The following is a 13434-nucleotide window of genomic DNA, read 5'->3' as shown; positions in this document are numbered from 1 at the left end:
GTAGTCTTATATAAATATTCCATATTGTACATATACTTAAATTTACTTTAATGATAAAAATTCACTAGTTTTGGGGATAGTCGTTTCATTGATTTTATAGCAAAGTGACCAGATAAAATACAAAACCAGTGTGAGTACAATCTTGTGGGTGAACTAACATTACCCGTTCCCATCATGATGATTGAGGATCCACCTACCTTTAAGCATAGATTAGAAATGATTCTAATGGGATTGGGCTATCCGACAGAATTAATGATCAGTACCCAAAATCTTGCCGAAGCTGAAGCATTGTTGCAACAGCATTTGCCCAACCTGATTTTTATTGATCTGGAACTGAACTCCCCAGCAAAGCTACGCTTTATAAAACAGCTGAAACAAATCCATCCAGATAGCTATGTAATTGCAATATTAACTGAACAGTACACCGCATTACTCTTCGATGCCATTCGGTCGGGTGCACAAGGCTATGTTTTTCATCATCATACTGAAGCAGAAATGATCAATAATATTAAAAGCATTCTACGTGGAGGTGCTCCTCTTCATCACAATTTAGCCCAATATATTTTGTCTCGTCAGACTAAATATAGTGAAAACAAATCCGAGCTTGAAGAAAAGACCGTACTCGCCTTAACCAGCATTGAATATAAAATTTTAAATCTGGTATCGGTAGGTCTAAATTCACAGCAAGTAGCAGATCAAACCAATATTCCTCTGTACAAGATTGAAGGCAATATTAAAAACACCTACAGAAAAATTGCCAGCTTGGAACATTAATTTTTTAAATTTATAAGGATTTGTCCTTAGATTAAAAACAATCAAGGAGTCCAAAGACTCCTTGATTTGATGTTACCAAGGCTGGTCTAAATTATTTGATCATCTCTAATAATATCCGCTGTGCATTATGTGCTGCTTCCCCTTCGGCGACTTGCGCACGTAACCAGGTGCCATCACTTTGCAGCAACCATGCTTGCTGGTTATCTTTTAAATAATTCAGTAAACCTTGTTGGTAAATGCGTTTTTTCAATACTGAGTCTTCAATCGGGAAACATGCTTCCACTCGGTTGAACAGGTTACGGTCCATCCAGTCCGCACTTGAACAGTAAATCCGACTATCACCACCATTTAAGAAGTAATAGACACGTGTATGTTCAAGGAAACGTCCGACAATGGAACGTACCCGGATATTTTCCGACAAACCTGCCAAACCAGGACGTAAACAGCAGATGGAACGAATAATTAAATCAATTTTCACCCCGGCTTGAGAGGCTTCGTATAATTTATTAATCAGCTGCATTTCCGTTAAGGCATTGACCTTGACAATAATTTGCGCAGGTTTACCGGCTTTGGCATTGGCAATTTCATCATCAATAAAATTAACCAGCTGCGCGTGCAGGGTAAAAGGAGCATGCAATAACTTTTTCAGTTTTGCCATTTTCCCCATACCGGTCAGTTCCTGAAAAATGCGGTGCACATCTTCACATAGTTCTTTATCTGTGGTTAATAAACCATAGTCGGTATAGATACGGGCATTACCGGCATGATAGTTACCGGTACCCAAATGCACATAGCGCACCAGCTTATTGTTTTCACGGCGTACCACCAGAATCATTTTGGCATGGGTTTTATAACCGACAATGCCATATACCACCACTGCCCCTGCTTCTTGTAGTACATTCGCTACTTCAATATTGGACTCTTCATCAAAACGGGCACGCAATTCAATCACGGCCGTCACTTCCTTGCCATTACGCGCTGCTTCTGCCAAGACCTGTACAATTTCAGAATCTGCTCCACTACGGTACAAAGTTTGCTTGATCGCGAGCACTTGCGGATCACGTGCGGCTTCACGCAGCAAATTAATCACTGGGGCAAAGGATTCAAAGGGATGATGGAGTAAAATATCCTGCTTCTGCATGGCAGAAAAAATATTTTCAGATTTTTTCAGGACTTTAGGAATAATAGGCGTATGCGAGTCATAACGTAAATGTGGACGTTTAAAATTCGACAATAAACGGGCAAGGTTTACCGGACCTGCTACCTTGTAAAGCTGTTCTTTGTCGAGATCGAATTCATCCAGCAAATATTCGTAGATATGTTCGGGACAATTTTGAGTCACTTCCAAGCGTACTGCACGGCCAAAACGGCGCGAGTTCAACTCACCTTTTAAAGCTTTGGCTAAATCTTCGACATCTTCATTTAAAGCTAAATCTGCATTACGCGTAACACGGAATTGATAGCAACCTGTCGCCGTCATACCGGGGAATAAATCTGAAACATGCTCATGAATAATGGCGGATAACATCACATGATGCTCTTTGCCATCAGTGAGTTCATCCGGTAAGCGTACTACACGCGGCAATGAACGCGGTGCAGGAACTACAGCCAAATCAATCTGACGGCCAAAGGCATCCTTACCTTCCAGCGTGACAATAAAGTTTAGGCTTTTGTTCACCAAGCGCGGGAAAGGATGGGCCGGATCAAGGCTGATTGGGGTGAGTACAGGAGCCACTTGCTCTTGGAAATACTTTTTAATCCAGGCAGATTGAGCAGGTGTAAGTTCTCCACGGCGCAAGAAACAGATGTCTTCTTCACGCAGTTTCGGCAGAATTTCTTCATTTAAAATACGGTATTGGCGCTCAATCGCATCATGGGCAGTTTTGGAAATACTGTCCAGCACCTGCTTAGGCGTTAGACCGTCCGGCGTATGGCTCTCATTACCTAAATCCAGTTGCTCCATCATCCCGGCAACACGAATTTCAAAAAATTCATCCAGATTACGGGAAAAAATAAGCAGGAAATTCATCCGGTCAAGCAAAGGATGCAAAGGATCGACCGCTTGTTCCAATACCCGCAAATGGAAGTCGAGAATAGAAAGCTCACGATTAATGTAGCGATCATTATATGCATATTCTATTTGCGCCGGAGTCGTATTAGCAGCCGTATTCATACCCTAACCTATGATTATTCGAAAGTAGTCCGTATCTTCATAAGTATGCTTCAAATTTATGACAATTTCATAAAAAAAAGCCCAAATCACTGGGCTTTTTTAAAATAAATCCTAAATTAGGGAATATGGCTATAGCGCATATATTTTTGAATCATACGTTTACGATATTGCAATTTTCTATCATCACGATGATCTTGATAATATTTAGGGTTGGGTAAAATGGCAGCGATAAATGCCGCCTGTTCACGCGATAAATTTTTCGAACTCTTGCCAAAATAATGTCGGGTTGCCGCTTCTATCCCATAAATATTGTCACCGAACTCGACCGAGTTCAGATACACTTCCAGAATGCGCTGTTTTGACCACATCCTTTCCATCATCCAGGTTGCAACCGCTTCCTGGCCTTTACGCAGGAATGAACGTTTATTGTATAAAAACAGGTTTTTGGCCAATTGCTGAGAAATGGTTGAACCTCCCGCAACCACTTTGCCCTTATCTTTGTTGCGTTCTAAGGCGAATTGCATGCCCTCCCAGTCAAAGCCCTTGTGCTGCAAAAATTTCCCGTCTTCCGCGGCAACCACGGCATGTTTCATATAATCACTGATCTGATCATAATCACGCCATTGGTGTTGAATCGGTTTCGAAGAGTCGGACCAGTAATCCAGACGCATCATCATGGTGGTATCGACCGGATGAGTTCGCCACCACATTAAACTTGCAAAAATCCAAAGTTGAACCAAAAGCACTAAACTGACAAGTATTAACAAACTACGAACAATAAAAGCTTTCATGTCAGTGAGTTACTCCAAAAATCTGTTTTTTTCGTGCTAAGCTTGAGGCTGAATATAGCAAAGATTATAAAAGAATAGCATGGCCAAACTTTCTCCCCCTCCTATTCAAAGCAAACTCGATATCCAGCTTTGGTGGCTGACAGCAGTTTTTATTGCCATCAATGTCGGTTTGTTTCTCTGGCAAGTCCTGAGCGGAGTGAATATTACTGCTCCAAGCCTGGTCGATGCTATTGATTGGGGAGCTGATTATGCACCTTTAACCTTTTTAGAGGAACCCACCCGCCTGTTTAGCAGCATGTTTTTTCATTTTGGCTTGATTCATTTAATGTTGAATATGTGGGCGCTGTATGTTTTTGGCAGCGTGGCGGAACAGCTTTTAGGCCGGTTCTATTATTTGGGTCTTTATATTCTTGCCGGCCTGATGGGTAGTTTACTCAGTGGCCTGATCGATATTCATAATACCTTTGAACTGCTGCGCAGCAATGATGCCAGCCTGCTTCCCACCGTGAGTGCAGGTGCATCGGGTGCAGTCATGGGCATAGGCAGTGCATTGACGGTTTTATCCCTATTGCCTCTATTACCTAAGCAACGCTTTATTTTAGATAAGAAAACCTTGCTGATGATTATGGGCATCAATTTATTGATCGGCTTTAGCATGAGCGGAATTAACAATGCCGCACATATTGGCGGCATGCTGATGGGTGCCGTGCTCACAGCGATTTGGTATATGGGACAACGAATACATAAACCGAATTTGGCCATAGTTGTGGGCCTGGCGGTGGGCATAATCAGCTGTTATCTGCTCTATGCTTACTGCATGCAACAAGTCCAGATTCTGGAACCGGTTTGGCGGCAAATATTGGCCGCCATGCGGGCACAACTACATTTTTAGATTTTCTTTAATAGACTTCTTTTATAAATCACAACATTCAATATTAGTTTTTCTAACTCAGCACTACCTCATTTGATTGTTTAAATTTTTATGTTTTCGTGTAGGTAAGTTTTCTACTTTTGAAAGGTCAAAATGAGGATCTCAAAATATATTTTGAGTCCGCAAGAAAAACCTTTTGTTTCCCATACACAACATCCTGAGCCAGTTTTAAGCACTGCTTTAAAATGCAGCGCAAGGGATGAGAAACATGTGGCCTCCATGCCACACTCATGAATCAAATACCTGGCAAAATTTATGATTATTTTGGTGAAACAAACAACTTATTAGTCTTAAAAAATAATTCATGAAAATTATCTAATCTCCATTTTTATATTCTCACTTATTTCTTTTGAAGATTAATCCATTATTGATTCATCTCGCGCAAACTTTGCAGCGGTGGAATATCACAGAGATAACTCAAACGATAGCGTCCAATCAGGGCACACAGTAGCGTCATGAGTATCGGTAAAATAATCCAGATTTGCCAATGGGCCTGAATGATCAGATTCATTTTATAACTGGCAATGGCACTGATCACTTCTGCAAACAGGCAGGATACAATTCCTGCCATCAATCCCATAAAGCCAATTTCCAAGGTCATCATCTGTTTAAGCTTTTGTTTGGAGCTGCCGAATGACCGCAGCAAAGCCACTTCACGTTTACGTTCGTCCATCAACAGGTTTAAGCAGGCAATTAAAACCAGAATCCCCGAAACACTGACCAACAGTGCCAGAATGCTGACAATTTGTACCAACACATTCACCAGGCGTTTGACTTCATCCAGAATCAGGCTGACATCAATAAATACGGTATTGGAAAATTGCTGGATCACCGCCACCATCTGGTTTTTATCTTGTTCTGGCACGTAAAAACTGCCTAAATAGCTGCCGGCATTTTCATCCATAGTTTTAGGTGCAAAAATAAAGAAAAAATTCGGACTAAAACTTTCCCATTCCACACTGCGCAAGTTCACTACTTTGGCTTGAATCTGACCTTCAGGCAGACTAAAGGTCAGCCGGTCTCCGATTTTGATGCCCAGCTCTGCTGCGGTTTTAGCTTCAACCGATACCTCGCCGACATGTTTGAGTACTGCTGTACCTTGCACAATTTTATTGTCTTCCGGATATTCCGTGGTCTGGGTTAAATTCAGTTCACGGCGTAATGAATTATTGCTTTTGACCAGATCAGCTGCAAAGGGCTGATCATTTTTGGCCACCAGGCGACCGCGAATATTCGGATATAAAGGCGTACTTGACCAACCGTGCTGCTTGATCTGTGCCTTAAAAGCAGGCATATCAAAGGGCGGCAGGCCATAAACAAACTGATTGGGAGTGCCTTCAGGCAATTGTTGCTGCCAGCGCTCCAGCAAGTCTGTTCTTAACACGGTCAACACCGTCATCAGACTCAGGCCGAGTGCCAAGGCAGTAATTTGAAAAGCCGTTTGATACGGCACCCGCACATAGGCCGAAATCGCCCCTTTCAAGCCTTTGATGAATTTTAAACAACCCCAGATCAATACATAGAGTAGCGTACACAGCAGTACAATCACCCCCATCACCCAGGCGGTCAGCAGAATATTTTCTGTCAGCACGATACTGAATAACGCCAAGCTGGCTGTGCCCATTAATAACATCCAGAGCATGGATTGCACTGATTTTTCCTGCTGACGTATCACACGAATTGGCGGGGTATTGAGTAATTGCCATAAACTGGGAACAATAAATCCCAGTAACACCACGGCACTGGTCAGCATGGCCACTGGTAATGGCCCCAGCAGCATCTCCCATACAGAAAATTCCATTTGCAAATTGGGAATCAGTTGTAGCATGAGTTGCAACAAACCATAGCCTAGCGCCACCCCAGCCAGACTGCCAATCAGCATCGCGACCAACAGCACCACAGCCAGTAAGGCCAGATAGGCATTGAGAATCTGCCCTCGTGTCGCACCGATGCAACGCATCAATGCAATATTGTCCTGATTTTGTTGTACATAGCGCTGGCTGGTTAAGGCAATGGCAATCCCGCACAGCAAAATGGTCAGAATGTTGCTCAGTTGCAGGAAGGTACCCAGATTGGCAATCGGCTTCATTAAACGGGTATTGCTTTCGCTGGCATTGCGTAATCTTAGGCTATTTTGCTCATCAAGTATTTGCGCATCTTGCGCTGTTTTCGGCAAAGTGGCATGCTGCTGTTGCTTAAAATTCTGTTCAAACTGCTTCGTTTGCTGTGGATCACCCGCCATTAATAAACGATATTCGGCACGACTGCCGACTTGAATGGCATTGGTTTTCGCCACATCAACCTGAGAAATCATCACCGTTGGCGAAAAGCCGGAAAAGCCCAGTTCCTGATTGGAATCATGTTCAATTTTCGCGGTGATCTTAAACTGACCATCTGCGATAGTGACCCTATCCCCCACTTTTACATGCAATAAATCCATGGCCCGTAGACTCATCCAGACCTCACCGGACTGGATGGTTTTGGCCGCTGGCAGTACCCGAAGTTCCCCGCGCAAGGGAAATGCCTGATCGATGGCTTTGACATTGACCATGACAAACTGATCTTGAGTATGCGCCATTGAACTGAATGCAGTGACTTGGGATTGTCGTAGTTTTAATTGTTCGGCCTGGTCGTGCCACCTTTGTTCCAGCGGCTGATTATCTGTGAGCACCAGATCCGCTGCCAGCATTTCTGCGGCCTGTAAGGCCACGGCATTTTGAATCTGTTCATTGCTAAATTTCAGCGCTGTGGTTGCACTAATCGCCAGTGTCAAGGCAATGATCAGCAGATAAATACCGGTGCTTTTAAAGCTTTGGTTCAGCAAGGGCCGAAACAATGGATTCATTTCAGCCCTCTCCCGAAGCATGTTCAATCAAATGACCATCACGCAATTCAAAATGCCGTTGGCATTGCTGGGCCAATGTTGAATCATGGGTAACCAGTACCAGGGTGGTGCCAAACTCACGATTCAGCTGAAACAGCAATTGTTCAATTTCCTTGGCCGTTTGTGCATCCAGATTACCGGTAGGCTCATCGGCAAAAATAATTTGTGGATCACTAATTAAGGCACGTGCAATGGCCACCCGTTGTTGTTCACCGCCAGAAAGCACTTTAGGGGTTTGCATGGCCTGACGTTCTAAACCCACTTTCTTCAGCAAGGCCAAGGCCTTTTTTTCAGCAGCAGCAAAGTTAAAACTCTGCTGTAAACGTAGCGGTAACATCACATTTTCAAGCGCTGTTAAATGCGCTAACAGCTGAAAGGATTGAAACACAAACCCGATATGTTTTAAGCGTACCAGTGCACGCTGTTCTTCATTCAATTCGCTAATTGATTGCCCGCAGACCTGTAATTTCCCTGAGCTGGCCTGATCCAAGGTCGCCAGAATACCCAGCAGGGTCGATTTACCGGAACCCGAACGCCCGGTAATCGCTACCTGTTCGCCGCTATGAATATCAAAAGTCAGATTTTCAAAAATGCTCAGCTCTTTTTGCGCAAATTTTATCTTTTGGCTAAGCTGCTGTGCAGCAATAATCACTTGTGGCATGATGGAATAGTCGCTATTAACTTGGGTCATAAAATCCCTATATGCAAAATCGCAATCTTAAAACTTTTGTATTTGCTTGCTTGGCCATGCTCGGTCTGGGTGTTACTCCAGTCATAGCGTCTGCTAAAACCATTATGATTGTAGGTGACAGTATTAGTGCGGGTTATGGCATACAGGCACAGCAAGGCTGGGTATCATTATTACAGAAACGTCTAGACCAACAGTATCCGAAACAGCATAAAGTGGTCAATGCCAGTGTCAGTGGGGAAACCACCAGTGGCGCTGTGGCACGCTTACCCAAATTACTGCAAACCTATAAACCGCATATTGTGGTGATTGAAGTGGGTGGTAATGATGGTTTGCGCGGTCAGCCACCGCTATTGATTCAAAAAAACCTGGCGACTTTAGTGCAGCACAGTTTAAAAGCAAATGCTAAAGTGATTGTTTTGGGCATGAAAATTCCGCCCAATTACGGTACAGCCTATAGCAAGGCTTTTGAAAAAAATTATAAAATTGTCAGTCAGCAGCATCATGTACCATTGCTGCCATTCTTTTTAGAAGGCGTTGCCGGCAAGAAAAGCCTGATGCAAGCAGACCTGGTGCATCCTACTGCTCAAGCGCAAAGTATCTTATTAAACAATGTATATCCCTATATAAAAGGCGCTTTATAAAGCGCCTTTTTTGAACTTGAAAATATCTGCTCTTTTAAAAATCGAAGAAAGTCACTTCACCGGTTTCAAGCGAATACTCTGCCCCAACTACTTTTAATTTGCCTTTGGCAATCAGGTTTTCCAGTACGGCAGAACCATGACGCAGCTGATTTACAGATGCAAAAACGTTAGAACGTACCGCATGTTTAGACAGTTTATCCAAATCATCTTTCAGTTCGGTTTGCATTAAAATTTCAACTGAAGGACGGACACGGTTCACAATTGACATCAAGTTTGCAGATGGTGGAGCCGTTGGATTAGTTAATGCTTCAATGGTGGAATGGATCGCGCCACAGTGTGTATGCCCCAATACAATCACCACTGGACAGCTAAAGCTTTCTGCTGCAAATTCCACGCTACCCACTTGTGATGGCGCAACAATATTACCTGCAACCCGAATGACAAACAGATCACCCAAGCCTTGGTCAAACACCATTTCGGCAGGTACACGCGAGTCTGAACAGCCTAAAACAATTGCAAACGGCTCTTGGTTATCTGCCATTTCAGCACGTTGCTGGTGAGTCATAAGTGTAGAGTGCGTCGTTTCACCATTTACAAAACGCTGGTTCCCTTTTTTTAAACGATCTAAAGCTTCTTCTGCTGTTAGCATGCTGGTCTTCCAATGTTTTAAGTTGCAACATTTTAATGCCATAAAAACTGAAAGTCACTTGCAAAAAGAATAGCTGTTTAATTTATATCTAAGGTTACAAAATATTTTATTTACCCCAAAAACAGTACTTAGCTCACAGTTTTTCAGCTCACAGCTACTTACTTCAAGAAACAATTCAGTGACATTTATTCAATAATATTTACAATAAACAACAGACATTTTAAAAAAATTAAATGCTGTCTAAAATTAGATATTTTTTGCCTAAAAATATCATCGTCATGAGTCTTCAAGGATGATCGTCAATGACACAGTCTGGTTCAAATTTTGCTCAATTTGTACGCAAGCTCTGTTTTATTACAGCCTGTTGTTTTAGCAGTATTACTCTGGCGCAAAGCAATAAACCCAATACTGAACAAATAAATTTGCAAAACTATTTGGTTCAGCAACGCAATGCAGCAGATTTAAAGGCTAAAACCATTCAAGTGGGCGAGATTAGCTGGGCATATAATGAGGGCGGCTCAAGGCAGAAACCCACTATTCTGCTCATTCATGGCTTAGCCGGAAATCGCGATAACTGGAATCGTGTGGCCCATTTTTTAACACCCTACTATCATGTAGTGATTCCCGATTTACCCAACAATGGTGAAACCAAAACTCCGCAAATTTTGATGATTCTGTACCCAATGTGACAGAGAGCTTGCGCCGTTTTGTCGAAGCCATCGATGTAGAAGATAAACTGAATGTTGCAGGACATTCTGTGGGAGGATCCATTGCTACCGTCTATGCATCACAATATCCGTTTGATACGCAAAGTTTATTTTTGCTGAATAGTGCAGGTATTTATACCAAGGCCAATACCCGTTATTCCAAAGACCCTGTCAACCTTAAACAGCTGATTGTGTCTAAACCTGGTGACTTGGAACAGGTGATGCATCGGGTCATGCAAAATCCACCCACCCTGCCCAAGGCCTTAAGGTCAGCACAAGAAAAATATCTGATTACTCAGGCAGCAAATAACTGCAAACTGATTGATCAACTGGTGACCCTGAACCGTATTTATACGCCAGAATCCTTTGCCCGACTGACACGAACAATTGAAGCACCGACACTGATTCTTTGGGGAAAGCAGGATAAAATCATTAATGTTGAAGTGGCAAATGAATTAAAATCGTTATTGAAACGTGCTGAGGCTCCTGTCATTCTCAACAATGTAGGACACATGCCCATTTTGGAAGCAGAGCAGGAAGTGGCCGCATATTATTTACCCTTTCTTGCCAAAACCCAAAAAATGAAAAATCCGCTTGCGGATAAACTTATTCCACTCAATTAATTTTTTTTTCGAGACAGTATGCAGAAACATCCAATGATTGAGCAGTTAATTGAAGCTCATCTTGACTTTTTAGAACAAGAGTTTTCACATACTGCGACTATTGAAACTGAATTCCTAAATTTCTATCAATGGTTTAGAAAACAGACGCTGCAACAGCTCTGGTCATTTGAGCAAATTAATGCGCTGTTGCAAAAACAGATTCTGGCTACGCCTGCCAGCCATTTTCTTATTGAACAGATCACTGAACATGTGCGCTTTGCCCTGGTTCATCCGCTCAATGACAGCACTAAAATAGCGGATGTTATTCCTGTTTTAACCATCGACAAGATTGCTCAATATGTGGCAAGCAAAAGTGCTCACCGTCAGCGTTTAATTAAAACCGTGGTTAATAATCCTGCCTTTTCTGCCATGATTACCCAGCTGATCCAGCATTCCATTCAAGACTATGTGGATAATTCAGTCATGGCAAAACGGGTGCCTGGTGTATCCCGTTTTATGAAAATGGGCAAATCGGTTTTAGAAACCGTGACCGATTCAAATCTGGATGAAACGATTGCCCATTATCTGCAGAAGAACATTTTAAAACTGAGTCAAATGAGTGAGCATGTTTTAAATCAGCATTTTGATGATGAAAAGCTCTATCATTTTCAGGCCAATCTTTGGCATAAAATTAAAGATATGCCTTTAAATGTTTTAAAGAATTATATTGAAGTTCAGGACCTGTCTAATACGGTAAATCTGGGCCATGAAATTTGGGATCATATCCGTCAGACTGACTATTTAAAACAGCAAGTTCATGATGGCGTATATGCCTGGTACATCCGTAATCAGGAACGTCCGTTTGATTTGTTATTACGTGACTTGAATATTGATGAAGCCTTGATTCAACATGAATTGCAGCAATTGTTAACGCCAATTGTACAAAAATTAATTTCCTCTGAATATTTACGCAGCCGTGCCAGAGCATATTTAGAGAAATTTTATTATGCTGAAACAGTACAGAATATTTTAAATATTCAGCCTTAAATCCCTGCAATAAAAAAGCCGCATTAAGCGGCTTTTTTTACCTGAGCGGGTCTTATTTAAAATAAGCGCCTTCAGTGTTGCTGTGGTCAGTTTGGTCAACCACACGTGCCAATTCAGGAACATGCTGTTTTAAGGTTGTTTCTACACCTTGTTTCAAGGTCAAATCAATCGATGAACAGCCTTGGCAACCGCCACCAAACTTAAGCACCGCAGTTAAACCGTGTTCTTCATCTTCTACTACTTCAACCAGTGCACAGTTACCACCATGGCCTGCAAGTCCCGGGTTAATTTCAGACTGAAGCACATAGGTAATACGCTCTTCTACCGATGCATCTGGACCCACACGTGGCACTTTAGAATTTGGCGCACGGAAAGTTAATTGACCACCAAAACGGTCTTTATTGTAGTCAATCACCGCATCTAATAAATATGGAATAGACGGTGTATCAATAAATGCAGGAAAATCCGGGTAATCCTGTTTATAGTCAGTTGGGACAACTTCATCAGGTGCACTATATGCCATACAACATTCAGCACGTGGCGTACCAGGATTTTCCACAAACACACGCACCCCAATGCCTGGCGTGTTTTGCTTTTCTAACAAATCCTTTAAATACTCTTGAGCAGTCGGAGTAATCAATAAGTTTGGAATCTCTTCTGCAACTGCAGTGCTGGTGTTCTCAGTCGACATCACAATATTTCCTCAAGCTGAAGTTGCCATTTTAACTGAAGATGTGGGGTAATTTCAGAAATTCAACTAAAATTGTCGGATTTATTGTGAAAGTTCCACTTAAGCTGTCATTTAATGGCATTATGAGCAATAGATTTTGAAATGTAGAACTTGCTTTTATGTTGGATTTACCTTTTAACCACACCGTTACCCTGATTCTTATTACCGTTATTATCTCGCTGATTGCCTTTTCAAACCAGAATGTTATGAACCGGTTAATTTTCTGGCCACCTGCCATGCAGCGTGGACAATATGATCGTTTTATTACCCATGGTTTTGTGCATGCAGACGGGGCTCACCTGTTATTCAACATGATTACCCTGTTCTTTTTTGGCAGCGTAATTGAAAGTTTTTATCGGCAATATATGTACGATTTAGGCTTTGTGCTGTTTTATTTGGGCGGGTTGATTGCAGCGATTATTCCAAGTTACTTAAAACATAAAAATGATCATCGCTGGGCAAGTTTGGGGGCTTCTGGTGCAGTATCTGCAGTACTGTTTGCCTATATTTTGTTTGAACCGTGGAAATTGATCTTTGTGTTTTTTATTCCTGTACCAGCCATTATTTTTGCTGTGCTTTATGTAGCTTATAGCATCTGGTCAGGCAAACGTGGCAACTCCAACATCAACCATAGTGCGCATTTATGGGGCGCGGCTTATGGGGTAATCATGACGATTATTATTGAACCTCGTGTTATTCCGCACTTTTTGAATAAGTTGATGCAATTGCCTTTCTAATAATATTGTGGATGATGGCATAACCCTGCATTTATGCTTAAAAAAATTTGCAGGCTTTGCCCAATACAGCGCACTGT

The 13434-nt window shown here is 42.2% G+C and carries 11 protein-coding genes and 1 pseudogene; 6 read left to right on the top strand and 6 right to left on the bottom strand.

Features of this window, described 5'->3' with window-relative positions; translation table 11 throughout:
- Nucleotides 1-144 precede the first annotated feature (144 nt).
- Nucleotides 145-774: a response regulator gene (locus WAE57_RS05295; RefSeq protein WP_337708887.1), complete on the top strand. Its 630-nt coding sequence runs from the start codon at nucleotides 145-147 to the stop codon at nucleotides 772-774.
- A gap of 91 nt (nucleotides 775-865) precedes the next feature.
- On the opposite strand, the gene ppk1 is transcribed toward WAE57_RS05295, so the two are convergent.
- Entirely contained in the window at nucleotides 866-2947 is a 2082-nt protein-coding gene (gene ppk1, locus WAE57_RS05290; protein WP_237786228.1) for a polyphosphate kinase 1, read from the bottom strand.
- A gap of 116 nt (nucleotides 2948-3063) precedes the next feature.
- Nucleotides 3064-3738: a monofunctional biosynthetic peptidoglycan transglycosylase gene (gene mtgA / locus WAE57_RS05285; protein WP_086176215.1), complete on the bottom strand. Its 675-nt coding sequence runs from the start codon at nucleotides 3736-3738 to the stop codon at nucleotides 3064-3066.
- A gap of 79 nt (nucleotides 3739-3817) precedes the next feature.
- Between mtgA and WAE57_RS05280 the strand changes: the two genes are divergently transcribed.
- The gene (locus tag WAE57_RS05280) at nucleotides 3818-4630 is read left to right on the top strand and encodes a rhomboid family intramembrane serine protease (protein WP_337708883.1); all 813 of its coding nucleotides are present in this window, start codon (nucleotides 3818-3820) and stop codon (nucleotides 4628-4630) included.
- A gap of 403 nt (nucleotides 4631-5033) precedes the next feature.
- On the opposite strand, the gene WAE57_RS05275 is transcribed toward WAE57_RS05280, so the two are convergent.
- Nucleotides 5034-7514: an FtsX-like permease family protein gene (locus WAE57_RS05275; RefSeq protein WP_337708881.1), complete on the bottom strand. Its 2481-nt coding sequence runs from the start codon at nucleotides 7512-7514 to the stop codon at nucleotides 5034-5036.
- A gap of 1 nt (nucleotide 7515) precedes the next feature.
- On the bottom strand, nucleotides 7516-8244 hold the full coding sequence (locus WAE57_RS05270; protein WP_237786225.1) for an ABC transporter ATP-binding protein: 729 nt from the start codon (nucleotides 8242-8244) through the stop codon (nucleotides 7516-7518).
- 11 nt (nucleotides 8245-8255) lie between these two features.
- Between WAE57_RS05270 and WAE57_RS05265 the strand changes: the two genes are divergently transcribed.
- Nucleotides 8256-8885, top strand: a complete 630-nt coding sequence (locus WAE57_RS05265) for an arylesterase (RefSeq protein WP_337708878.1) — start codon at nucleotides 8256-8258, stop codon at nucleotides 8883-8885.
- Nucleotides 8886-8919: 34 nt separating this feature from the next.
- Here the strand turns inward: WAE57_RS05265 and WAE57_RS05260 are convergent, their stop codons facing one another.
- Nucleotides 8920-9534, bottom strand: a complete 615-nt coding sequence (locus WAE57_RS05260) for a carbonic anhydrase (protein ID WP_086176220.1) — start codon at nucleotides 9532-9534, stop codon at nucleotides 8920-8922.
- Nucleotides 9535-9911: 377 nt separating this feature from the next.
- Between WAE57_RS05260 and WAE57_RS05255 the strand changes: the two are divergent.
- Together WAE57_RS05255 and WAE57_RS05250 are read left to right on the top strand one after the other, a co-directional pair.
- Nucleotides 9912-10864 (top strand): annotated as a pseudogene (locus WAE57_RS05255) (alpha/beta hydrolase).
- An 18-nt stretch (nucleotides 10865-10882) separates the two neighbouring features.
- Nucleotides 10883-11890, top strand: coding sequence for a hypothetical protein (locus WAE57_RS05250; RefSeq protein WP_337708876.1), 1008 nt, complete (start codon nucleotides 10883-10885; stop codon nucleotides 11888-11890).
- A 52-nt stretch (nucleotides 11891-11942) separates the two neighbouring features.
- On the opposite strand, the gene nfuA is transcribed toward WAE57_RS05250, so the two are convergent.
- Entirely contained in the window at nucleotides 11943-12581 is a 639-nt protein-coding gene (gene nfuA / locus WAE57_RS05245; RefSeq protein WP_237786221.1) for a Fe-S biogenesis protein NfuA, read from the bottom strand.
- A 158-nt stretch (nucleotides 12582-12739) separates the two neighbouring features.
- On the opposite strand from nfuA, the gene WAE57_RS05240 reads away from it, so the two are divergent.
- On the top strand, nucleotides 12740-13357 hold the full coding sequence (locus WAE57_RS05240; protein WP_086176224.1) for a rhomboid family intramembrane serine protease: 618 nt from the start codon (nucleotides 12740-12742) through the stop codon (nucleotides 13355-13357).
- The last annotated feature ends 77 nt before the right edge of the window (nucleotides 13358-13434 follow it).

The organism is Acinetobacter sp. NS-4 (genome assembly GCF_037402435.1).
Classification (GTDB): Bacteria; Pseudomonadota; Gammaproteobacteria; order Pseudomonadales; family Moraxellaceae; genus Acinetobacter.
This window is presented reverse-complemented; position numbering and strand designations above follow the sequence as displayed.

Excerpts from the sequence above, each read along its gene's own strand:
- ppk1 (WP_237786228.1), bottom strand. The coding sequence starts at position 2,947 with ATGAATACGGCTGCTAATACGACTCCGGCGCAAATAGAATATGCATAT.
- mtgA (WP_086176215.1), bottom strand. The coding sequence starts at position 3,738 with ATGAAAGCTTTTATTGTTCGTAGTTTGTTAATACTTGTCAGTTTAGTG.
- WAE57_RS05280 (WP_337708883.1), top strand. The coding sequence starts at position 3,818 with ATGGCCAAACTTTCTCCCCCTCCTATTCAAAGCAAACTCGATATCCAG.
- WAE57_RS05275 (WP_337708881.1), bottom strand. The coding sequence starts at position 7,514 with ATGAATCCATTGTTTCGGCCCTTGCTGAACCAAAGCTTTAAAAGCACC.
- WAE57_RS05270 (WP_237786225.1), bottom strand. The coding sequence starts at position 8,244 with ATGACCCAAGTTAATAGCGACTATTCCATCATGCCACAAGTGATTATT.
- WAE57_RS05265 (WP_337708878.1), top strand. The coding sequence starts at position 8,256 with ATGCAAAATCGCAATCTTAAAACTTTTGTATTTGCTTGCTTGGCCATG.
- WAE57_RS05260 (WP_086176220.1), bottom strand. The coding sequence starts at position 9,534 with ATGCTAACAGCAGAAGAAGCTTTAGATCGTTTAAAAAAAGGGAACCAG.
- WAE57_RS05250 (WP_337708876.1), top strand. The coding sequence starts at position 10,883 with ATGCAGAAACATCCAATGATTGAGCAGTTAATTGAAGCTCATCTTGAC.
- nfuA (WP_237786221.1), bottom strand. The coding sequence starts at position 12,581 with ATGTCGACTGAGAACACCAGCACTGCAGTTGCAGAAGAGATTCCAAAC.
- WAE57_RS05240 (WP_086176224.1), top strand. The coding sequence starts at position 12,740 with ATGTTGGATTTACCTTTTAACCACACCGTTACCCTGATTCTTATTACC.